Source organism: Liquorilactobacillus sp. (assembly GCF_047719775.1).
Classification (GTDB): Bacteria; Bacillota; Bacilli; order Lactobacillales; family Lactobacillaceae; genus Liquorilactobacillus.
The window spans coordinates 48,275-71,447 of record NZ_JBDNTS010000014.1 but is presented as its reverse complement, the minus strand read 5'-3'; the positions used below and the strand labels follow the sequence as shown (position 1 = coordinate 71,447).

Genomic DNA, 23,173 nt, shown 5'->3' with positions numbered 1-23,173 from the left:
TTTGTAAAATTAATACAATAGGTGTGTTATTTTTATTTTATACAACTTTTTAATCGCTAAAATTTCGGGGGGGTCTGTAAAAATTTAATTTTTCCCCCCCCCCCCCCTCGTTTAGTGTTACTAATCTAGTTTTAAAAAACAACTCTATTATAAATTTAATTTTTCAACTTTGTAATCCATCTCTTTTTATATTACAACAAGTATATAAAGAAAATTAGTTACATTTTAAATTTTTGGTAGTCTCCACCAACACGCACTCCCTTTTTGGTAAGTTTTAAACCCGCATCGCCTCAACATGTTTTGTGAAGCTGAATTTGAAATTTCTGTTTCTGCAATTATACAAGAGACATTCTCCTGTGTCAGTGCCCAATGACACATCGCTTGGATTGCTTCAGTCATGTACCCTTTGTGATTGAATCTTTTTCCCAATCCGTAACCTATTTCAACCTCGTCTTGATTATCAGGTAGATCCTTAAAATCAGCGGAACCAACAACAACTCGGTCAGTTTTTCTAATGAGAAACCAAAATGTGTGATATAAGTAATTTTTGGCATCTTTTTTGGTAACTACAAACTGTTTCCTCAAAATACTTAAGAATATATCTTCGAGGGGCTCAGCTTGATAGCTACATTCTAATTCTTTTTCTAAGAGAGAAATATTGTTTATCCAATGATGATACTGCGCTACCGTCAATGGCACCAAGTCCAGTCGATCTGTCTCAATTATCAATTTTTTCTCCTTTAGTTTCGAATGCTCATGACCTATAATTTGTGGCAATCGTGTTTTTCCAATAATTCGAGTTTACACATTATTTCATCAAATCTAAATTGCAAATAACGTTTGGGTTTCCTGACAAATATGGCGTGCAACATCAGGATGATTCATTGTGTACAGGTGCACACCTGCTACATCCTGTGTTACCAAATCAACAATTTGATTAATTGCATAAGCCAATCCAGCTGCCTTAAGAGCGGCAGGATCTCTTTTATACTTATCAAGCATTGTCACGAATTTCTTTGGTAAATAACTAGCGCTACTTTGAATTACATGAAGCGCTTGCGAACGATTAACAATTGGCATGATTCCAGCAAGTATCGGAACATTAATATTAGCTAATGCACAGTCTTCTTGAAATTGGTAAAAAGTTTCATTGGAAAAGAACATCTGTGTTATTAGACAATCACAACCAGCAGCTACTTTTGTTTGCAGCCTCCTAATATCGGTCACTTTATCAGGAGATTCTGGATGACCTTCAGGGTAACAGGCTCCAAAAATCTTGAAATTACTATCTTTTTGTTTAATGTACTCAATTAAGTCACTTGCATATTTGAAGTCATTCTTAGGTTCTTTGCCTGGTACCAAATCACCACGCAAAGCCAAAATATTGTTGATTCCAAGCCTTTTTAATTCTGCAAGAATATAATCAATTTGATTTTTGTCAAAATAACGTGCAGTTAAATGGACGACCCCTGGTAATTGGAGCTCATTTTCAACATATGAAGCAATTTTCAAAGTTGAATCATTAAAATTTAATTTTTTATTGTTGCAAGTAACACTGATGAATTCTGGCTGCAAATCACCAAGAGATTGTACAGTTTGATAGATTTTTTCGTTTGGAACACTGGCTGACGGTGGGAATACCTCGAAAGACAGATGTGGCTTAGTCAATACTTTGTCCATATCCTAACTCCCTTCGAACCTGCCGTGTTGCCTCAGTTAAATTCACCAAGCTAGCTTTTGTTTCACTTTCACCACGAGTCTTTAACCCGCAATCAGGATTTACCCAAATATTCTGTTGGGGAACCTTTGCCAAAATTTGATGCAATTCATTAATAATTTCAGTTTTTGCGGGTACTCTAGGCGAATGAATATCATACACTCCTGGACCAACAAGTGTTTTAAAATGTTGATCTTGTAGTTGCTGCAAAATCTCTAGATTAGAACGAGATGCTTCAAACGAAATGACATCTGCATCCATTTGATCAATCGCATGAATGATATCACCAAATTCACTGTAGCACATATGTGTATGAATTTGAGTTGTTGCCTGAACTTTGCTATGAACCAAACGAAAGGCAGGAATAGCCCAATTGAGATACTCGCTATTCCAGTCACTCTTACGTAAGGGAAGTTTCTCACGTAATGCGGCTTCATCAATCTGAATAATAGTAATTCCATGCTTTTCCAGATCTAAAACTTCAGCCTGAATTGCCCAAGCAATCTGCAGCGTTGATTCTTCTAAGGAAATATCCTCGCGAGGAAATGACCAATTCAAAATAGTCACTGGGCCTGTCAGCATACCCTTGACAGGTTTATCAGTAAGGCTTTGTGCATAGGCAGACCACTTAACTGTAATTGGCTCTTTACGGCTAACATCGCCCCAAATAATTGGTGGCTTGACAGCTCTTGTTCCATAGGATTGCACCCAACCATTTTTTGTAAAAAGATAGCCAGATAGATGCTGCCCAAAATATTCAACCATATCATTGCGTTCAAATTCACCATGGACCAGAACATCAAAACCAACATCTTCTTGCCATTTAATCCATTCCTGAATATGTTGCTTGATAAATTCATCATACTCGTCTTGGGTAATTTCACCTTTACGCAGTGCAACACGCGCATGTTTAACTGGCTTGGTCTGTGGAAAAGAACCAATTGTTGTTGTTGGTAAGAGTGGTAAATTCAGAGCGTTTTCTTGTTGTTTCTTCCGCTCCTCAAAATCAGGTTTACGGACAAAATCTGTTTCAGTTAATTTCTCAATCTGGTGGTGGAGTTCTAAGTTTTCTTCAACTCTGGGAGTTGCAAATAATTGCTGATTTTTTTGTAACAGATCCAACTGTTTATTTTGCTGTAATAAATTAAGTTCATTTAATTCAGTTAACTTTTCGTTTGCAAAAGCAAAATGTTTCTTAATATCTGGCTTGAACTGTTCAGTTGCAACTGTATAAGGAACATGTAACAGCGAACAAGAAGTTGACAAAACAAGTTTTTCAACTGGTAGCTCTTGCAATAAATTTAAAGTCTGCTGATAATTATTACGCCAAATATTCTTTCCATTGACGACTCCTGCAAACAAAACTTTATCTGCTGGAAAGCCTGACTCAACAAGTTTTTTGCTTTCTTTACCTTCAATGAAATCAAGACCAATTCCATCAAAGTCAAGGTTTAGCACTTGATGATAAATATCACGAATATCACCAAAATAAGTCTGAAGTAATATTTTGGCTGCACCCTTCTTAGAAAGCAGCTGCTGATAGAAGTCGCAAACCCATTGAATTTGACCATCTGTTAAATCATAAACAAGAGATGGTTCATCAATCTGGATCCATTCGGCACCGTTTGCAGCTAGATCGCTGAATAAATCAACGTAAGCAGTTAATAGATCTTGAGTAAAATCTTCGGCTGCTACAGTATCATCAAGTTCAGAAAGCTGCAAAAGTGTGAATGGCCCAATAATAGTAGGCCGAGTTGTTATTCCAAGCTCCTTTGCTTCAAGAAATTCATCTCTGATTTTCCCACCATGATAGCGAAAGGCAGTATTGTTGGTTAACTGTGGGACAAGATAATGATAATTGGTATTAAACCATTTTTTCATTGGCCATGCTTTGAAATCACCTGCAGACCCCTGATATCCACGAGCTAACGCAAAGTATTTGTCAAAGTCTGACAATGGCGCATTTGCGATTGCTGCTGGAAGTGCATTAAACAAAAAAGCAGTATCTAATAGATTATCATAAAAGGAAAAATCATTACTGGGAATTTGATCAATCCCCGCATTCTGCAATTCTAGCCAATGACGCTTGCGCAAATCCTTACCAATTTGTGTTAATTCTGTTGCAGTTATTTGTTTACGAAAATATTTCTCAGTTGCAAATTTCAGTTCACGTTGAGCTCCGATTCGAGGGAAACCAATAATTGTTGTTGTCATCTAAGAAGACTCCTTCATGTATTTATTGTTTCCTACTCTAACATGAAAAAAATTTTTTTAATAATTGTTTTTTTTAATCATTATATATAGGCATTACCTATAACGAAGATAGAAAAAATGATAATCCATATAATGAAACTTTTAATTAATCCTTAAACTTTACGTATTTTAAATTATAAGCTAAGATACTGAACAAGACTATTTAATCAAATGAGACCATAAGCAACCCTTTTCTAGACTCTAACTGCACTTTATTTGTGTCAATAATTATCAAATTAGTACTTTCTTATAGAATATACTTTTTAATTCCGTACATTACTCCATCTTCATCATTTGATAGTGTAACGAATTTCGCACACTTTTTTACGTCGATTGATGCATTCTCCATTGCAATTGGGGTTCCAACCGCCTTGAACATTTCAATATCATTTTGACCATCGCCAAAGGCCGCTAACTCCTCTTTTTTTAAATTCTTACTGGATTGAATATATGCGATTGCATTATTTTTAGTTGCATTAGAACTAGTTATCTCCAAGTAACTCTGTCCAGAAAATTTGGCACATATATTCAAAGATAATTCACTAATTACTTTCGCAATCTTTTTCAATTTTTCATTATCAAAACAAATAATCATTATCTTATAAATTGAATTGTTTCTTAAATTTTCCTTACTGATACTTTTTAGTAATTCAGGTTGAAATCCAGTCAGGTTAGATTCATAATGGGTTCCTTTATCAATTTGTGAGGTATACCATGCATTTCTTGTATACCAGCTAATTGATATCTCTGGATAATTAATAGTAATTAGATTTAGCATTTTATAAGCATCAGCATACTCAAGAGGTAATGAAAAAATTTTCTCCTTTTCACTTTGTTTCTTTTCAAAAATTAGACCTCCGTTAAATGATACCTGGGCATTTCTTAAAGCTAAGTTTTTAATAGCGAAATCCATTTCCATTGGTGCTCTAGCAGAAACCAACGTAACCGGAATTCTTGTTTCCCTTAAGAAATTAATAGTTGAGTAACTGATTCTTCCTTGAGAATTTAACAAAGTATTATCCATGTCAAGAAAAATATGCTTAATCATTATTATTCCTCCTTAGTTTTGATATATTTTACTTCAATAGTTTTTTTAAACCATTTTTTATATGCTTCGGACAATTTATTATCTGTAATAAGTACATCAATTTGAGAACAGTCAGCCAACTTGTAAGGTGATGATTGTTCTGAGTTAAACTTATACTGTTCAGCAATGACAATAACTTTTTTGGATCGCATAATGGCTTTTTTTAAAATAACCGCATCATCTTTATCAACTACATAAACACCCTCTTCACATACTCTTGATGTGCCGACAAAGATAGTATCGAATGTGAAAGAATCTAATTGTGTCAAAGTTTCTAGTGAGTGAGTATAACGATTGCCCTTATCTAATTGGCCACCAAGTAACTCAACTCGAGGAAGTGTGTTTTGAGATAAATTCAGTGCATTATCTATAGAATTTGTAATTACTGTTATGTTCTTCTTATTTAGAAGTTGGCACAATAACACAAGAGTTGTTGATGCTCCAATAAAATATAGTCTTCTAGGCATCACCATCTGCTCAGCAATAGCTGCCATACTTGACTTGATTGAGGATTGAACATGTGAGCGTGTACGATATCCAGGCACATCATTCAGATTATTATTCATTATTCCCCCATGAAAACGAACAGCTTGACCAGTTGAGGCCAATCTCAAAACATCTCTGCGCACAGTATCAAATGAAATTTTAAAATATTCCGCTAAATCTTTTGTGGTCAATTCATCTTTTTCATTTAGCATCTGTTTTATTATTAAAAGCCTGCTTGCTTGATTCATATTATTTTCACCTCAAAAGAATTTTATCATTTTTATTAAGTAAAAAGTCCTTTTCAAACAACCAAAAAATGACTTTTAAGTGTCTATAAGTATTTGATGATTGAAACAAAGATTTGTCATGTAACATTGTTTATCCTGCGTGGTTAATTTAAACTTAGCTAAGCAGCATCACAGTCCCTTTTCTAGCTATAAACAAGAACTTGTTGAACTGAAAGAAACAAAAAAGCCGCTCAAATCTTAGCAGCTTTTAATCTCAGCACAGTTATCTCTCTCATTTAGTGGAACAAGCATAAGGAGAATATTGTTAAATTTAATTTTATTTGGTGATTTTCTGATAGTCGTCATTGATTTTTGAACCATCATATCACCTTATCTTTCTCGTAAGTGACTTATATTGGTACTTTATTGCCGACTTAAGTCACATTACTTCTCGTGGTTTTTAGGATTATTTTTCTTTCCCCAATCAGCCATCATTTTTAAAATAGGAATTAAACTTTTACCCTTTTCATTAAGCCTGTACTCAACCTTAGGTGGAACCTGATCATATGATTTTCGTTCAATTAATTTGTCGGAATGCAATTCTTTAAGGATTTGACTTAACATTTTATGTGTAATAGAAGGCAGTTCTTTCTTTAATTCTCCATAACGAAGGACACCTTTACTAAATAATTTATATAGAATTAACCACTTCCAACGTCCACCAGCAACAGATAGTGTATAAGAGATAGAACAATTTCCCTCATCTTTGGACCATTTTTTCATAATACTCTCCTTTTCGATAGTATACTACTTTAAAGTGCATACTTACTTTTCTTGTTGCCAGTGTATATCATAATTGTAGTAAGAACAAGAAAGGTTGATTTTTGTATGTGGAAAATATATATTCTAGCACTAATTAGTTTCCTTATAGGTTCCTCGCAATTTGTTACATCAGGGTTTTTAGATCAAATAGCTGTTTCAATGAGGATATCAGTTGCCTCTGCTGGCCAATTTACAACAGTTTACGCCTTAGTATATGCGATTGTTACACCAATAATTGTATCTTTAACAGCTAAAATTGATAGAAAGAAAATAATCATGTGTTCATTTGCCATTTTTATACTTGGAAATACTCTTTCCTATTTTGCTTCAAGTGTTGTCTTATTTACAATTTCTAGAATAATCGTTGCGTTGGGAGCAGGAATATCTGTTGTCATAATTCTAAGCATTGCTAGTCAAATTGCACCATTCGGCAAAAAAGCAAGTTCAATAGCAATAGTTACGATTGGTTTTACAATTGCTCTAATTATTGGAATTCCCATAGGTCGGTTGTTGTCAACTTCATTTGGATGGCAGAGCGTTTTTTTAGATATCTCACTATTAAGTATAATTGCAATTTTTATAATATATTTTTTTATACCCAAGGTTGAAAATGATCAAAACACATCCATAAAAGAACAGCTCAAGTTGTTTAAAAATCCCAAAGTAATAATCGGATTATTGATCACCCTTTTTTGGCTTAGTGGGTATGCCTTAGTATATGTGTATATATCTCCCTTTTTAACACAGGGATTAAAGCTTCACAGTAATTTGGTGGTATCAGCTCTTTTTGCATTTGGCATTGCCTGTTTAGTTGGATCAAAAATAGGCGGATACTGTGCCGACAAATATGGAGTAATAAATACCTTACTGGTGAGTATGATTTGTGATATTGTTGCGCTCTCATTCCTGACCATCTTTACAAATTCCACATTATGCATTTTTATTTTCCTCTTTTTTTGGTCGGCTGCTGTGTGGAGTGTACAACCTGCGCAATTGTCCAACTTAGCATCACTAGTTCCGTCACAATCAAGTATGATACTTGGATTAAATCAATCTGTTAGCCAAATATCTATGGCTGTGGGGTCCGTTTTAGGTGGTACTATAATTTCATTTTTTCCAATGCTTTCTCTGGCATGGATAGGAAATATCGGGGTGTTAATTTCTATTATTTTAGTTATTTTTTTAAAAAAGAAAAATTTATGATTTATTATATGAAAGCATTTTCTGCATTGTTTATCTACTTTTTGGCAAAACTGAAAATCTGTAGTGCTCCCTCGAAATTGAGGTACGCTCCTTTGTCCTAGGGCTTTTGTTCTGCTTGCAATTGTGCATAGCGTTCATATCTCTTTATTTTGGCATCAATTGCTACCATTGACTTTTTGAGTTTTTCCTCTTGCTTTATAATGCTTTCTTTGTGTTCTAAAAGCATCTGTCGACGAGCAGGAATTGTTTCAGTCTTGAATCTCATCTGTGAGAATTGTTTGATTTTACTGATGGGCATCCCAGTTTGCCTAATATTCAACAAAAAAGTCAACCATTCAATATCTTGTTCAGTATAGACGCGATATCCCCTTGAATCACGCTTAACTTCTGGAATTACCTTTTCTTTTTCATAGTAACGCAATGTGTATTTACTGAGTCCAGTTAATTGACTAGTTTCGTTGATTGAATAATTCATAAAAATCTCCTTGCATTATAGCGCACTCTAAGCGGTATGATAAATTCACAATATTTTTTGGCCCTAGGATAACTCAATTTATATTGTAGCGTGCCAACAATAAGAAGGGAAGATACAGATTGAATACTATGAAACACTTTAACTATTTACGCGTATTTATATATATAGGCGGACTGAATATCTTAGCATTGGGAACAGTTCTTTTTACTTGTGGTAAATTAGGTGTTAGTGCCTTAGTATCCGTGCCACAAGTTCTATCGCTGTTTTTACCGTTTACTTTAGGTCAAGCCACTACACTAACTTTTATTATTTTTGTCTTAACTGAGCTTTGTCTGCAATGGAGAATTGAATGGCAGATAGTTTCTCAATTATTTGTGGCATTCGTATTTGGTTGGATTGTTGATTTCTATGGCCTAAGAATCGGAATTGAAAAAATTATTTTGCAAGCTTTGTGGGAACAAATTCTAGTTACCCTGCTAGCGATTATCTTCACTTCACTGGGAGTTTTTATGATGATTAAAGCCAACTTCATTTTGAACCCACCAGATGGCATCGTTAATGTATTCTGTAAGAAATTGAAATATTCATTTGGAAAAACTAAATTTGGGTTTGATTTAACGATGATTATCATTTCAGTTGGATTGAGTTTAATCTTTATTAATCACATTACTGCAATTGGAATCGGGACAATTCTAGCTGTACTGCTGGTTGGTCCATTGGTAAATCTATGGGAACATCTTTTAATAAACAAAAGGAAGTCGCTGAGCGAAGATATTGACTAAAAGCTGCTAACTAAATAGGTTTGTATTTTCTCAGATGTACACATCCTGCGATAATTTGGCTAACTAGGCCGACTGCACAAACACCTAACCAACCGAAATATTGAAAACTAAATGCACCTAACCATGAACCTAAAGCACCACCTAAAAAATAAGATACCATGTAAACAGATGTTACCCGATTTCGCACTTGATCACCCAACTGATGGATTCGAGCTTGATTGCTGACGTTGTTAGATTGTACACCTAAGTCTAATAAAATAACACCAAGAATAAGTCCCCATAGTTGAAATCCCCAAAGACTAAATACTATATAAGCCGCTATAGTGATAAGGATATTGAGCCCAATTGTAAACCTTGTTCCTTTCTTATCTGAAAGTTTGCCTGCAGTTTTAGAAAAAAGAGCACCCACTATACCGACCAAACCAAATAATCCAGTTGCATCACTTCCTAAGTGATAGTGTTGACCTTGAAGTAAAAATGTGAGTGCAGTCCAAAATGAACTAAATGCTAAGAAACTCATGGCTCCAACAATAGCAGATGTTCTTAAAACCGAAAAACGTTTGATTAAAGATACCATTGACGTTAATGATGCACTGTATTTTACGCTTGAATCTCCATAATTTTTTGGAAGTGAAAAGCGAAGCCCAATCCAAAGAAGAAACATTAAACAAGCTGCAATAAAATACATGTTTTTCCATACCGTGTATTTACCAACAAAGCCACTGACTACACGCGAAAGTAGGATTCCAATCAATAATCCTCCAATCAAGCTACCAATTATCTTACCTCTTTCGTTTGGCTTACTCAGTTGTACGGCAAGAGGTATTAGAAGTTGCGGTACTACAGAACAAAAACCAATTCCAAAAGATGCGATAAGTGCAATTAATATAGTAGGTGAAAAAAATAGTAATAACAGAAAGAAGGCAGCACCCAGCAGCATCGTAAGAATTAATTTTCGCTTTTCTATAATATCTGCTAACGGTAAAATCATTAGCAATCCTAAAGCATAGCCAACCTGTGTTAGAGTAGCTAGTAAACTTGAATAACCCTTTGATACATGATAGTATTGCGCAATCTGAGCCAATAAAGGTTGAATATAATATATATTTGCCACTATTAATGCACCTGAAATTGTCATAATTAAAAATAAATGCTTATTTAAAACTGTCGAATTACTGTTGTTTTTTTTGTTCTTTATTTCCATTACTTTTTAACCTCATCTCTGAATTATACTTTGCATAAGTACTATTCATAGTATATTCTGAGTTACATGTCTCTACTAGATAGGCATTTATAGTAGTATAAATACTACCTGCTTATGTTTTGTATTACCCCTGTTATTTTTATTTTCAAAAAGGAGATTGTTTAAGGTGACAAAATTTATATCTAGATATCAAGAACTTAGTGACTTTCTAAAAACACGCAGAGCTAAAATTTCTCCTGCACAAGTTGGTCTCCCCGTGGGTTCTCACCGGAGGACACCTGGTTTAAGGCGTGAAGAAGTTGCATCTCTCGCAGGGATTGGTATTACATGGTACACGTGGTTAGAACAAGGACGGGAAATACAAGTTTCAGCACAGGTTTTAGAAAGTTTGCGCCGTGTGCTAATGTTGAATGCAGAAGAAACGCGTCATTTGTACACTCTTGCCCATCAAGTTGCTCCCATGGACATTCCCGCACAACAACAGACTGTCAGTCCTATGCTGCAAAGAATGTTGGATAGCTTAGCACACTCTCCTGCACTAATTCTTGATACTCGCTGGAATCTTGTCGCTTGGAATAATGCTGCAAGAATCGTTTTGATCGACTTTGATACGATTAAGGCTGAAGACAGAAATTGTGTGTGGTTAATGTTTACAAACTCCGAGTACAAAAAAAGATTTACTGAATGGGATAAGCAGGCTCAAGGACTAGTTGCCCGCTTTCGAGCAGAATGCAGTAAATATATCGAAGATCCTTGGGTAATTGAATTTGTAGAGAAGTTAAAAAGAAAAAGTCCTGATTTTACCAAATGGTGGTCAATGCATAATGTTGAACATGAGGAAGGAAACTACAAAACTTTTAATCATCCTAAAGCGGGAAAACTAATATTTGAACATACCAGTTTTTTTGTGGCAGACAACATGAATCTTAAACTATTCATTAACGCCCCTGCACCTAACACGGATACGGAAGATAAAATAAAGAATTTGCTAAGTTCACTATAGATTTATCATGAAAAAATAAAAAAGTCACTCCTTTTATAACACAGGCCACCAGTTGTTTCCAATCCTTGTGGATACCCGTTATTTTGGAGTGATTTTTTATATCTAGATAAGCATAAAAACAAGTTGCTACGATTATATCTTTTAGTTATCGTAATTATTAGCCTTAGCGATGTGTCAATTCTAAAAGACTTTACAATTCTACATGTTACTATTTTCTCAATATTCAAAAGATGAAAAAATAAACAAATTAGTGTGCCTTTTTTAAAAATAACTTGTATACAGAAGTGAAAAATAGAAAAGCTGTTAAAATGCATACACCATTTATAAACATATTACTATCTAATGTTTGAGTAAATATAGCCTTTAAAAATAAGAAAATTTCTAAAATAAGCATTACACCCGTTAAAAACAAGACTGTTGACCAAATTATTTTTTTCATGTTATCTCCTTAATCTCATTCTTTGTAAGCATTAATTTGAATAAAAATACCATAGTTACAATTTCTATAGACGTCTATCATCCCTTCACCCTACTCAACCAAATTTTATTGATATAATGCTATTTTTCTAGTAGCGTTTCTATAGTCAGTTGGTTTTTTTTGTACAATTTTTTTAAATTGCCTTATAAAGTATGTATCATAAGAAAAACCTGTGGAATATGCTATCTCGTTCAAACTAAGACCGGTATGTGTTAATAACTCCTTAGACATTTTTATCCTATATAAGAGCAGATATTTCATTGCCGTACAACCATATTTTTCTCGGAATTTTCGATTTAATGACTCTCGATTCAAAAAGGAATGTGCCATCAAATCATCCAATGTTATTTTATTTACATAATTCAGATGAATATAATTTAGTGCCCTGTTAAATGGTGTGTTCTTGCTTGATTTTTCTAATTCATCTACCATTGACAGCAATTCTATTAAATATTTTTTTATACGACAAACCCAAAATTCATCACTTTGAATTGCAATCTCACTTCCAGCAACAAAAAATTTTTCAATAATTTTCGGATAAATTCGGTTATTAAGTTGATAGGAACCAGTCCTCGATAAATAATTATCCCGTTCAAAAAGTTTCATTCCAACTTTAATACTTGGGCTTTTTGATGATAGATACTTATTTTCAGAAGTTCTAAGCGTACATAAAAAGGCCGCATCGAATTTTATAGTTGGAGCAACCACACGCTGTTGTTTGGTTATAGTCAGTTGATCCTGATCTGTAAAACATAAAAGACATGGTGCTTTAATTTTTACAGAAATCCCATTCAATATTCCACTGAAAAAACCTGAAGTAAGTAATGTAATAGTATAACTATTTTTATACGGAATTTCTTCCAACTGACTATCAGCGATAAAATCAATATTAACAATTCTGTCTTTAAAATGATCTTGTTGTGGCATTTCTAATTTCTCCTACAAATAGTATAGTTATCATCTTCATATAACACATTATATCACATAATTTTATAAGCTATACTTTTGGTGTAGTCAGTTACTGTATTTAAAAATAATATGGAGGTAATTAATATGACAGTTACAGTCGCAATAAATGGTTTTGGAAGAATTGGCAGGTTAGCTTTTCGAAGAATACAGGAAGTTAAAGGCATCGAAGTTCTAGCAATAAACGATTTAACTGATGTAAAAATGTTAGCGAATCTATTGAAATTTGATACGACCCAAGGAAAATTTAATGGTACTGTTTATGCAAAAGATCGTAAAATATTTGTTAATGAGCACCCTGTTGAGGTCTTTTCAAATCCAGATCCTTCAAAATTACCATGGAAGAAGTTAGGAGTTGACATTGTCCTTGAATGCACAGGTTTCTTTACTTCTAAGGAAAAAGCAAAAGCGCATTTGGAAGCTGGTGCAAAAAAAGTTTTAATTTCGGCATTTGCAGGAAATGATGTGCCAACCATTGTTTTTAACACTAATCATAAAACACTAACTGGGAATGAAAAGATTATTTCCGGTGCATCTTGTACGACGAATTCTCTAGCACCTATGGCTCAAGTTTTGAATAAGAATTTCGGTATTGTAGAAGGTTTAATGACTACTATTCATGCTTATACAGGAGATCAAATGACTCTTGACGGTCCTCATCGCAATGGTGATTATCGTCGCGCAAGAGCAGCAGCTGAAAACATTGTTCCAACTTCAACTGGAGCTGCAAAAGCAATTGGACAAGTAATCCCAGAATTAAGTGGGAAACTTGATGGTGTTTCTCAAAGAGTTCCAGTTAAAGCAGGTTCACTCACAGAGTTATATACAGTTCTTGAAAAAAATACATCCCTAGCAGAGCTTAATCATGTGATGAAATTAGCTGCTAATGAATCTTTCGGGTACAATACAGATCCAATAGTATCCACAGATATTATTGGGATGACTTATGGTTCTTTATTTGATGAGACACAAACAAAAATAATGGAAGTTAATGGTAAACAGTTAGTAAAAACTGTTGCTTGGTACGATAATGAGATGTCATACACTTCTCAATTAGTTAGAACTTTAAAATATTTTGCACAATTATAAAATTAAGATATTGTAACTACTATAACTACTAATAGTAATGCAAAAAGACTAGAACATCGCTCATATGTTCTAGTCTTCTTGGTTAAGGAGTACCTGTTTCACTCTTTGAAGCTTTAAGTAATTAAAAAGCAACTCTTAAGAACTGAGTTGCAATTAACTTACTACACTATTTTCGATTATATTTAATTTAAATTACTAAGTCAACTCGCCATAATCAATTAAGTTTCTTTCTACGTGATTTTCAATAATCAGGCTTCCAGTTGAAATAATACCATTTTCAGCTTTAATATCAATGTCACCTATTTCCTGTGTGTTTGTAACTATCACAAGAACTATAGTGTCGTACCCCTCATTTTTAATGCTATTAATATCGAAGGTTTCAAGCAGTTGTCCTTTTTTAATATGCTGTCTATTCTCAATTAGTGATTTGAAATATTTTCCTTTCAAATTAACTGTGTCAAGCCCAATATGAATCAATAACTCTAAACCACTATTTGAGCGTAGTCCAATTGCATGTTTGGTTGGAAAAACCGAAATAACCATTCCATCAAACGGCGCATAAATTTCTCCTTTCGAAGGAATAATGGCAATCCCTGGTCCCATCAACTCTTTAGAAAAAACTTGATCATTAACATTGGCCAAAGCTTCAATAGTTCCATCTACAGGTGCTTCAACTACAGTACTCTCTTTTTCTGACAGTGATGAATCATGCTCATCAGATTTAACACTAGGTACAAGAAGTAAAGTTAGTACTAAGGCGACTGTGAAGGCAACAATCAGTGAAAATAAGAACCCTATAAACTCCGAATTAATTCCGTGAGGGCCAATAAACATTGGAATACCAAATATTCCGCCAGATGCAAATCCACCATACATTTTTGAGGAATAAAATCCCGCAATTGCTCCACCAAAGGCTGATCCAATAGAAGCCATAATAAATGATTTTTTATGTGGAATAGTTACACCATAAATAATAGGTTCTGTAATTCCCAAAAATCCTGAAATAACTGCAGTAATCCCTAATTCCTTGAATTTAGCGTCTTTAGCTTTGATTGTCATTGCTAAGGCTGCACCAACTTGTCCAAAAACAGTACAATACAACATTGCATTAATTGGATCAAAACCTTTGGTAGCGATATTATTCAAAAAAATCGGAATAAATGCCCAATGTAACCCAAGCAATACAGCCATTTGCCATATACCTGCAAGAACAAAACCAGCAAGTGTTGGAACCAATTTATATAATGCTAAAACCGCGGTCGCTAGTCCAGTACTCAATATGCTTGTAATTGGTCCAACAACCAAAAATGTTACAGGAACAACAATTACTAAACATAACAATGGAACAAATATTCCCTTTAAAGACTGTGGAATTACACGATTTAAAAATTTTTCAACTAATGAAAGGAAAAAAACTGCTGCAATAATTGGTATTAAAGTTTGCACATAACTCATTAATACAACTGGTATTCCCATAAAATATAATGTTTTTCCAGCATTATATGCGGAAATCATATCAGGATATACTAATGCTGCCCCAATTACAGCACCCATATATTGATTAGTTTTAAAAACTTTCGCAGCTGAAAATCCAAGCAAAATTGGTAAGAAGTAAAATAACGCATCAGCTGCCGCATAAAGTATCATATAAGTTCCAGAGCTGCTTGATAAGATATGAGTAAGTGTTAGTAACACCAAAAAGCCTTTTAAAATTCCAGCTGCCGCTAATGGTCCAAGAATTGGGGTGAATAGTGCGGATAACATCTGTACCGCAGCGTTCCCAAGAGAAGTTTTTCCCTTATTGTCTTGACTGATCATCTCTGCTGACTCGTTATCTAACTTAGGAATAATTTTATTATAGATTTGCTCAACTTTATCCCCAATAACTACTTGATACTGTCCTCCACTTTGTACAACTGTTAAAACATCATTTAAATTTTTTATTTCATCAGTCTTTGCTATTGATTCATCTTTCAATTTAAATCTTAACCGTGTTACACAATGAATTAAACTATTTATGTTTTCTTTGCCACCGACCTTATCCAAAATCTGGTTAGCAAGTTCTTGATCTTTCATGGTTATTCCTCCTTATCCAATACTATTACCGAGTCTGCCTCTGCATGACTCATCCGCAATATAGTTTTATCTGAATATTCAAGCGGATGAACGGTTTTTTCATCAAGATAAAATACTTGTGCATGACTGTTCTCCTTTTTCAAACCAAGTTTCGCGACATCAATGACCGTATTTGTTGGCAAATAAATTATATAGCGCTTCTTTTTGATATCTACTCCTACACGGATACTCATTTCGCCCTTTAAAGAAATATCCACTGGGTCAATGCCATTTGTAAATAAAGATGAAATAATTGTTTTCAAATAAGTAATATCATTTGCGCCATCAAAATGAAGTGCATCACGCCAGTCAAATGGAATGTCGAAACCTTCACCTTCTACAATTCCAAATTTATATCCCGAACGATGCCAACTCCAAATACCATGTGCTCCATATGTTATTCCAGCTCCTGCACCAGACAATACCGAACTCCATGAAGCTTGACGAACATCACGTGCACTATAGCGTCCATAAATATTGCGACTGTAACTGATTTGTTCATAACATGGTTCAGTATTAATAATTGGTCGAGTAAAACCTTTCTTTCTTAATTCAAGCGGAATTGTATAGGCAGTTTTTTGACCTGTAAGATTATGCCCCGATTGATAGCTAAAAAAGTCAATTCCGCTTAAAAATTGCTCTGGTATCTCTGCTAAGCGACCTTTTATATGAAATGAATATAATGCATCTGGATCATGTCGTTTAGCAACTTGAAGTACTTTTTCATAGTAACTGATAGTTTTTGCTGTTGAGAAATCAGTGTCACCGCTTACAAAATAAACCGGATTAAATCTTTTGAATTTTTCAGTTACAAAACTAACATAATTTTCGAGCTCTCCATACACAAAATGATTATTAATTGCTATATCATTTGCCCATGTTCCTGGAACATAATTAGACCAAAGTAAGACTAATGCCGGGACCATGTTGTGTTCGCGTACCATTTGCAGCATTTTTTCAGCACGGTCAAAATATTCTGGATTAAGCCTGCTGTAATCGAAAGAATATCGATTCTTATTATGAGTGATTGGGAATGGTAGTAATTCAAATGGTGCTGCACTCGCATCCCATTGACTCAAAATATTAATTTGTATTACATTAAATCCTTGATTCGCGCGGTAATCAAGATAATACTGCCATTCATCTAATGTAATATTTGTAAACGCACTCCAACATGTATCAGCCAAGTAAAAAAAAGGTTTGTCATTCTCATAGAATTGATCCTGTTTAATTGAGAGCACGTTGCCACCTCCTTATTTAATTAATTTATCATTTAAAAACTAAACTAGTAAAGCAACAGATAATCATATATGATATTTTAGTTTCTTTTACCATCCATAGATTAGCATGTCATTTTAGTATAGTCAACCTTAATTTTCTAAATTAAGACTAAAATAAAAAAACAGGGTTTTGTAATGCAAAACCTGCTCAAACAAATTACTGTTAATTTTAATTATACTGATTCCCGCTTCATCAATGTTGTTGCAACTAAAGTCTTTTGCGGATTCCATTTATCAGTGCCCAACTGTCCTTGAAGTTGTGTCAAAGCTTGACGAGCAATTTGATCAATTGGTACATGGATTGTCGACAATTCAGGTGAGATAAGTGTTCCTTCGAAAATATCATCGAAACCCATTACAGCAAGATCTTCTGGCACACGGATTCCTTCTTTTTGAGCTGCTTTAATTAATCTAATTGCAATATAGTCATCCTCACAAAAAATAGCATCTGGTAAAGGACTTCCAAGTTTCCTCAAATCTAATCCTTTTGGGTCAAGATTGGTTGGAGAAATAAAGTAGAAATGATCATTTGCTACTTTGATACCCGCGTTACCTAAAACTTCACGAAACCCTCTACGACGTTCATTAAAATTTGACATCAAGTTTTCAGAAGCAAAGTACCCAATGTTTTGATATCCTTTTTCTATTATATAATTTCCGGCAAGTTGCGCACCCTGATAGTTATCCATTGTTACAAAATCCGCAACAACATCTTCAAAATAAGTATCCAAGAAAACTGCCTTTGGCACATGTTGTTTAATTAGCAATAGTTGTTTTTTAGTCAGATCTGTGCCCAATACTAAAACACCACTTGAGAAAACCGTATCGTTCAGCCTATTGGCCAAATTATCAGCTGAAATTGTCACTGTTTTCAGTGTTCCATTCAAACGACTTGTATCTAAAGACAATGCTGAAATCAGACTGTTAAAAAACGGAAGGCTGCGATAATCATCTTGAACTACACCGCTACTGGTTACTACAAGGAAAGTAACCTCTCCAATTCCTTGAGAGATATCCTTATGGCTTTTACGTAAGGGAGTGTATCCTTGTTCCGAAATAATTCTTAAAATTTTTTGTCGTGTTTCTTCACTGATACCGTCCTTACCATTAATCGCAAGCGATACAGCTGACTTAGACACATTCGCAATTTTAGCAATATCACTCATTTTAAGTGTCATGGTTCTCCTCCTTTTTAGTTCAACTAGAATAATACTAAATTAAGAGAGATTTTGCAAATTAGTTGCTTTTTTTCTTATAAACTAATAAACTAGTTTTTGTAAATAAAGAATTTTAGTTTAGAAAGGTGATTTAATATGTCAAAAAAAATAACTCTTGGCTTCGCCCCAACTCGTCGCAATATTTTCTCTGCAGATGCAGCAATCAAGTTTGCGAACTTAACTCGTAATAAGCTCAACGAATTAGAGATTAACTATGTCGATATTAATGATATTAACGCTGATGGGTTACTCTATGATGATGATGGAATGCACAAAATAGCCAAAAAATTTAAAAACGCTGAAATTGATGGGCTATTTTTAGCGAATGAAAATTTTGGTACAGAATATGAATGCGCTCGCTTAGCAAAAGAATTTGATATTCCAGTACTATTATGGGGTCCCAAAGATGAAGCACCTACTGCAGATGGTTCACGGTTGCGTGATACACAATGCGGTTTATTTGCAATTGGTAAAGTTCTACGTCGTTTTCAAGTTCCTTTTACTTATTTAGTTAATGTCGATCTTGAAGATCCTGAATTTAAACAAGGAATTTGTGATTTCATAAAGGTCTGCAACATTGTTAAAACTTTTAAAAATACGAGAATTTTACAAATTGGACCACGTCCGTTTGACTTTTGGTCAACAATGATAAATGAAGGTGAATTACTTGAAAAATTCAATATTTCTCTATCACCGATTCCATTAACAGAGCTTGTCCAAGAAATCAAACACTTGCAGGCTACGAATGATCCTACAATTACCAATGTCATTGAAAAATTGCAATCCCTAGCTAAAATCGAGATTACTACAGAAAATCTGAGAATGGTTGCTACTTTAAAAGTCGCACTAACCAATAAAATGCATGAATACGGCTGTAATGCAGGAGCAATCCAGTGTTGGACAGCATTACAAGATGAAATAGGTATCTTACCCTATGCTTCTGAATCACTTTTGCAAGATGAGGGAACTCCTGTTACTTGTGAGACTGATATTCACGGAGTAATTTCTGAATTATTGATTGAAGCTGCTACATTAGGTGATGAGAAAGCTATTTTTGCTGATGTTAATTGCAGACATCCGGAAGAAAAAAATGGAGAGTTGCTCCAACATTTAGGTGTTTTCCCATTTTCAACGGCAAAAAATCAACCCGTTCTTCCCAAATCGCATTTTGTATTTGATTACCCTGGTTCTGTAGCATTCGAAGCTAAAGATGGAAACTATACTTTATGTCGTTTTGATGGTGATAATGGACAATATTCTCTGCTTCTTGGAAATGCTCAAACCTGTGCAGGTCCCTATGAACAAGGAACTTATCTATGGTTAAAATTTGCTAATTTAAATCGTTTTGAAACTAAACTAGTTTACGGGCCGTATATCCATCATATTGCAGCAGTAAGAGCAGATGTAGTCCCAGTCTTATATGAAGCATGTAAATATTTAGATATCACACCAGATTTTTACGATCCGATTGAAGAAGACATTCAAGCTTACTTGCGTGGCGATATTAACAGTATTGTAAAAGAACTTTAAGGAGGTCATTATCTTGGATACAAAAACATTAGAACTTAAAGCCGCTCAAATGCGTTTAGCTACTTGGAAAATGATTTTTAAAGCAGGAACGGGACATACTGGCTCGGATTTATCATGTGCGGATATTTTAGTAGCTCTTTATTATTCAGTACTTAAGCAAACACCGGCAACTTTCGCCGATCCTACACGTGATCGTTACATTCAATCAAAAGGTCACGCAGTTGAAATTCTTTATAATGTACTTGCTGATCGTGGATATTTTTCAAAAAAAGAACTTGCAACATATTCACAATTTAATTCACCATATATTGGACATCCAACTAATCATATCAATGGTATTGAACAAAATACTGGTTCTCTCGGCCATGGTCTAGGTTTATCTGCGGGTATTGCTTTAGCTGCTAAACTCGATCAAAGTGATTACCATGTTTATACGTTAATGGGAGATGGAGAACAAGCTGAAGGTTCTGTTTGGGAAGCAGCTATGTTTGCCAGCAACTATCATCTTGATAATCTTACTGCAATTATTGATCATAACGGATTACAGATTTCAGGTCCAACAACCAAGGTAATGAATTCAGAATCACTTGCTGCAAAATACGAAGCATTTGGGTTTGATGTTATCGAAATTAATGGCAATGATATAAGTGAGCTGGTAAAGACACTTAAAATCCCAAATATTGCCGGCAAACCACGTTTGATACTAGCAGATACAATTAAAGGATATGGGATAAGTTTTGCTGAAAATAAACCCGAATGGCATCATAAGGTTCCCACTGATGAACAATATCAACAAGGTGTTCAAGAATTACAAACCATAATAGGAGGTTTGAAAAATGAGTGAGCAGATGAAAATTGGTGACGCAATAGTTGCCCAATTAACAAAGGAAGCAGAAAAAGATCAAAATATTCTGGCAGTAACTAGCGACTCACGTGGTTCTGCTTCACTATCTCCTTATATTGAAGAACATCAGAAACAATTAGTAGAGGTAGGGATTGCAGAACAAAATTCAGTTACCATTTCTGGGGGACTAGCCCACTCTGGTAAACGTCCTTTCGTTTTTGCCCCAGCAGCATTTTTAACAATGCGTAGTATTGAACAGGTTAAAATTGATGTTGCTTATTCTAATAATAATGTTAAATTAATTGGTATTTCTGGGGGGAACTCTTACAGTAATTTAGGAGCAAGCCATCACTCGTTGCAGGATCTTGCAATTACTCGTGCAATTCCAAATTTAGAAGTGTATACTCCTGCTGATCAATATCAAGCAAGTGGTTTAATTAAATATCTTGCAGTTTCAAACCGCCCTGCCTATGTCAGAATTGGTAAAATTGCCCTCCCTAACATTTATCAAGATTCTGCAAGTGCATTTGTTAAACCAGGTCAAGCGAATATTGTTATTAATTTTGGTACAGATGCAGCATTAATCAGTTCTGGAGAAACTTTGCATATCGCAGTCGAAACTGCCATATTATTAAAAAGCCAAGGAATAAATATCAAAGTGGTCGACTTAGTTAGTATCAAACCTCTTGATACTAATTTACTAAATCTTTTAGCTGATCAAACAGAGTTAATTGTTACTCTTGAAGAACACAGCAAATATGGCGGCCTAGGATCAGCAGTTGCTGAAGCCTTAGCAGTACGTGGTGATACAAAAATTCAAATTGTCGCTTTTCCTGATGAGCCTATAATTGCTGGTCCTCAGCCAGAAGTTTTCAAATACTATGGTATGGATGCTGCTACTTTGAATCAGAAAATTGCTGGATGGCTAAAATAGGTGGTGAAAAAATGACTGAATTAACATTGGCAATTGACCAGAGTACCCAAGGAACAAAAGTATTGCTCATAAATCCAGATGGTACAATTGCATATAAGGTTACTAAAGGACACCGACAAATTATTAGTCCTCACGGCTGGATCAGTCACGATTTAATCGAAATTAAAAATAATCTCAAAACACTGATTCATACTGCTTTAAGCCATACGGCTGATAAGATCGTGGCAGTGGCAATCAGTAATCAACGTGAAACTGCTGCTGCATGGGATAAAACAACAGCAGAACCTTTGGCATTAGCTGTCGTTTGGCAGGATAATCGAGCTGTTTCGCTCACTGAATCTATTGTATTAAAAGAACATGCTCACCTAATTAAGCAAAAAACTGGATTACCACTCTCACCCTATTTTACCGCTGCTAAATTTGAATGGATGCAACTTTATGAACCTGCTGTTCGCGATGCACTTACTGCTGATAATCTGTGTTTTGGAACTATTGATAGCCGGTTACTGTATATTTTAAGCGGTGGCATTTATAAAACAGAACCGAGTAATGCCTGCCGAACCTTGTTGATGAACTTGGACACTGGTAATTGGGATCCAGAATTATGTACTTTATTTGGAATTAATATCAATAATTTGCCACAAATTGTTGATTCAGATAGTATTTTTGGTGAAACCACCCTTTTTGGTGAACTATCTACACCAATCCCAATTATAAGTATATTGGGTGATTCTCAAGCAGCATTGTTCGCAGAAAATTGTTTGCAGGCTGGTCAAATTAAAATTACTTTTGGTACAGGCTCTTCAATTATGATGAATACTGGTGAGAAACAAATTCATATTGATGGTTTAAATACTTCAATTGCTTGGCGAAAAAATAAAAAAACAACTTATGCGTTGGAAGGAAACGTTAACTATTCCGGCTCATTAATTACATGGCTTAAAAATAACTTAAACATAATCAATGATCCGTCAGAAACCAACGCTATGGCAGAAGCTGCCAATCCCAATGATACTACATTTCTAATTCCAGCATTCAGTGGAATGGCTGCTCCATACAATTATCCACAACTCAAAGCTGCATTAGTTGGAATGTCTCAGTTGACTGGACGAAATGAAATTGTGCGTGCAGCTTTGAATGCAGTTATTTACCAAATTAATGATGTTATGAATTTAATGTACCAAGCATCTGCAAAAATTAGCTCCACCGTTCATGTGGATGGTGGAATGATTGCAAACCGTTACTTAATGCAACAGTTAGCTAATATTTCACAACAATCAGTTTTAATCTCTTCTATCCAAGAATTAAGCGGAGTTGGTGCAGCAATGAACGGTAAAAATAATCATGGATTAACTTTTCCACCCGAAAAAATATATACAGCTAATATCCACCAACAAGATGCAACTAAACAAGTTAAGTTATGGACATCTAATATTAAGCAGCTAATAAAATAAGGAGGTA

At 34.6% G+C, this 23,173-nt stretch carries 20 protein-coding genes; 8 read left to right on the top strand and 12 right to left on the bottom strand.

Going from position 1 to position 23,173, the window contains the following annotated elements; all coding sequences use genetic code 11:
- Nucleotides 1-225: 225 nt before the first annotated feature.
- The 6 genes from ABF682_RS08565 to ABF682_RS08540 all read right to left on the bottom strand — a co-directional run bounded on the left by ABF682_RS08565 (nt 226) and on the right by ABF682_RS08540 (nt 6,553).
- On the bottom strand, nt 226-777 hold the full coding sequence (locus ABF682_RS08565) for a GNAT family N-acetyltransferase (protein ID WP_415619533.1): 552 nt from the start codon (nt 775-777) through the stop codon (nt 226-228).
- A 45-nt stretch (nt 778-822) separates the two neighbouring features.
- A complete protein-coding gene (metF, locus tag ABF682_RS08560; RefSeq protein ID WP_415619532.1) occupies nt 823-1,680 on the bottom strand; it encodes a methylenetetrahydrofolate reductase [NAD(P)H] in 858 nt (285 codons plus the stop codon).
- The gene (metE, locus tag ABF682_RS08555) at nt 1,661-3,931 is read right to left on the bottom strand and encodes a 5-methyltetrahydropteroyltriglutamate--homocysteine S-methyltransferase (protein ID WP_415619531.1); all 2,271 of its coding nucleotides are present in this window, start codon (nt 3,929-3,931) and stop codon (nt 1,661-1,663) included. Before metE ends, metF begins: the two co-directional genes overlap by 20 nt.
- A gap of 286 nt (nt 3,932-4,217) precedes the next feature.
- A complete protein-coding gene (locus ABF682_RS08550; RefSeq protein ID WP_415619530.1) occupies nt 4,218-5,018 on the bottom strand; it encodes a Cof-type HAD-IIB family hydrolase in 801 nt (266 codons plus the stop codon).
- Between the two features lie 2 nt (nt 5,019-5,020).
- Nucleotides 5,021-5,791 (bottom strand): DeoR/GlpR family DNA-binding transcription regulator, encoded by a 771-nt coding sequence (locus ABF682_RS08545; RefSeq protein WP_415619529.1) that lies wholly within the window; start codon nt 5,789-5,791, stop codon nt 5,021-5,023.
- 423 nt (nt 5,792-6,214) lie between these two features.
- Entirely contained in the window at nt 6,215-6,553 is a 339-nt protein-coding gene (locus ABF682_RS08540; RefSeq protein WP_289976779.1) for a winged helix-turn-helix transcriptional regulator, read from the bottom strand.
- Nucleotides 6,554-6,658: 105 nt separating this feature from the next.
- Here ABF682_RS08540 and ABF682_RS08535 point away from each other — a divergent pair, with 105 nt between their 5' ends.
- A complete protein-coding gene (locus ABF682_RS08535) occupies nt 6,659-7,795 on the top strand; it encodes an MFS transporter (RefSeq protein ID WP_415619528.1) in 1,137 nt (378 codons plus the stop codon).
- Nucleotides 7,796-7,892: 97 nt separating this feature from the next.
- Here ABF682_RS08535 and ABF682_RS08530 read toward each other — a convergent pair whose 3' ends face one another.
- Nucleotides 7,893-8,270 (bottom strand): MerR family transcriptional regulator, encoded by a 378-nt coding sequence (locus tag ABF682_RS08530; protein WP_415619527.1) that lies wholly within the window; start codon nt 8,268-8,270, stop codon nt 7,893-7,895.
- Nucleotides 8,271-8,398: 128 nt separating this feature from the next.
- On the opposite strand from ABF682_RS08530, the gene ABF682_RS08525 reads away from it, so the two are divergent.
- Nucleotides 8,399-9,052 carry a YczE/YyaS/YitT family protein gene (locus ABF682_RS08525; RefSeq protein WP_289977693.1) on the top strand — a complete coding sequence of 218 codons (654 nt, stop codon included), beginning with the start codon at nt 8,399-8,401 and terminating at the stop codon, nt 9,050-9,052.
- 10 nt (nt 9,053-9,062) lie between these two features.
- Here ABF682_RS08525 and ABF682_RS08520 read toward each other — a convergent pair whose 3' ends face one another.
- Nucleotides 9,063-10,190 (bottom strand): MFS transporter, encoded by a 1,128-nt coding sequence (locus ABF682_RS08520; RefSeq protein ID WP_415619536.1) that lies wholly within the window; start codon nt 10,188-10,190, stop codon nt 9,063-9,065.
- A 232-nt stretch (nt 10,191-10,422) separates the two neighbouring features.
- Here ABF682_RS08520 and ABF682_RS08515 point away from each other — a divergent pair, with 232 nt between their 5' ends.
- Nucleotides 10,423-11,259, top strand: coding sequence for a helix-turn-helix transcriptional regulator (locus ABF682_RS08515; RefSeq protein ID WP_415619526.1), 837 nt, complete (start codon nt 10,423-10,425; stop codon nt 11,257-11,259).
- A gap of 544 nt (nt 11,260-11,803) precedes the next feature.
- Here ABF682_RS08515 and ABF682_RS08510 read toward each other — a convergent pair.
- Nucleotides 11,804-12,664 (bottom strand): helix-turn-helix domain-containing protein, encoded by an 861-nt coding sequence (locus tag ABF682_RS08510; protein WP_415619525.1) that lies wholly within the window; start codon nt 12,662-12,664, stop codon nt 11,804-11,806.
- Nucleotides 12,665-12,790: 126 nt separating this feature from the next.
- Between ABF682_RS08510 and gap the strand changes: the two genes are divergently transcribed.
- Entirely contained in the window at nt 12,791-13,792 is a 1,002-nt protein-coding gene (gene gap / locus ABF682_RS08505) for a type I glyceraldehyde-3-phosphate dehydrogenase (RefSeq protein WP_415619524.1), read from the top strand.
- A 195-nt stretch (nt 13,793-13,987) separates the two neighbouring features.
- On the opposite strand, the gene ABF682_RS08500 is transcribed toward gap, so the two are convergent.
- The 3 genes from ABF682_RS08500 to ABF682_RS08490 all read right to left on the bottom strand — a co-directional run bounded on the left by ABF682_RS08500 (nt 13,988) and on the right by ABF682_RS08490 (nt 18,365).
- Entirely contained in the window at nt 13,988-15,868 is a 1,881-nt protein-coding gene (locus ABF682_RS08500) for a beta-glucoside-specific PTS transporter subunit IIABC (RefSeq protein ID WP_415619523.1), read from the bottom strand.
- A 2-nt stretch (nt 15,869-15,870) separates the two neighbouring features.
- A complete protein-coding gene (locus ABF682_RS08495; RefSeq protein WP_289976764.1) occupies nt 15,871-17,148 on the bottom strand; it encodes a DUF4038 domain-containing protein in 1,278 nt (425 codons plus the stop codon).
- Nucleotides 17,149-17,360: 212 nt separating this feature from the next.
- Complete coding sequence (locus ABF682_RS08490; RefSeq protein WP_415619522.1) at nt 17,361-18,365, bottom strand: LacI family DNA-binding transcriptional regulator; 1,005 nt, start codon at nt 18,363-18,365, stop codon at nt 17,361-17,363.
- Nucleotides 18,366-18,500: 135 nt separating this feature from the next.
- On the opposite strand from ABF682_RS08490, the gene ABF682_RS08485 reads away from it, so the two are divergent.
- Genes ABF682_RS08485 through ABF682_RS08470 form a run of 4 tightly spaced genes read left to right on the top strand, consistent with a single transcriptional unit; the run spans nt 18,501 to nt 23,166 of the window.
- A complete protein-coding gene (locus ABF682_RS08485; RefSeq protein WP_415619521.1) occupies nt 18,501-19,934 on the top strand; it encodes an L-fucose/L-arabinose isomerase family protein in 1,434 nt (477 codons plus the stop codon).
- A gap of 13 nt (nt 19,935-19,947) precedes the next feature.
- Nucleotides 19,948-20,778 carry a transketolase gene (locus tag ABF682_RS08480; RefSeq protein ID WP_415619520.1) on the top strand — a complete coding sequence of 277 codons (831 nt, stop codon included), beginning with the start codon at nt 19,948-19,950 and terminating at the stop codon, nt 20,776-20,778.
- Nucleotides 20,771-21,712 carry a transketolase family protein gene (locus ABF682_RS08475; protein ID WP_415619519.1) on the top strand — a complete coding sequence of 314 codons (942 nt, stop codon included), beginning with the start codon at nt 20,771-20,773 and terminating at the stop codon, nt 21,710-21,712. Before ABF682_RS08480 ends, ABF682_RS08475 begins: the two co-directional genes overlap by 8 nt.
- 11 nt (nt 21,713-21,723) lie before the next feature.
- Nucleotides 21,724-23,166 (top strand): FGGY-family carbohydrate kinase, encoded by a 1,443-nt coding sequence (locus ABF682_RS08470; RefSeq protein WP_415619518.1) that lies wholly within the window; start codon nt 21,724-21,726, stop codon nt 23,164-23,166.
- Nucleotides 23,167-23,173: the final 7 nt, after the last annotated feature.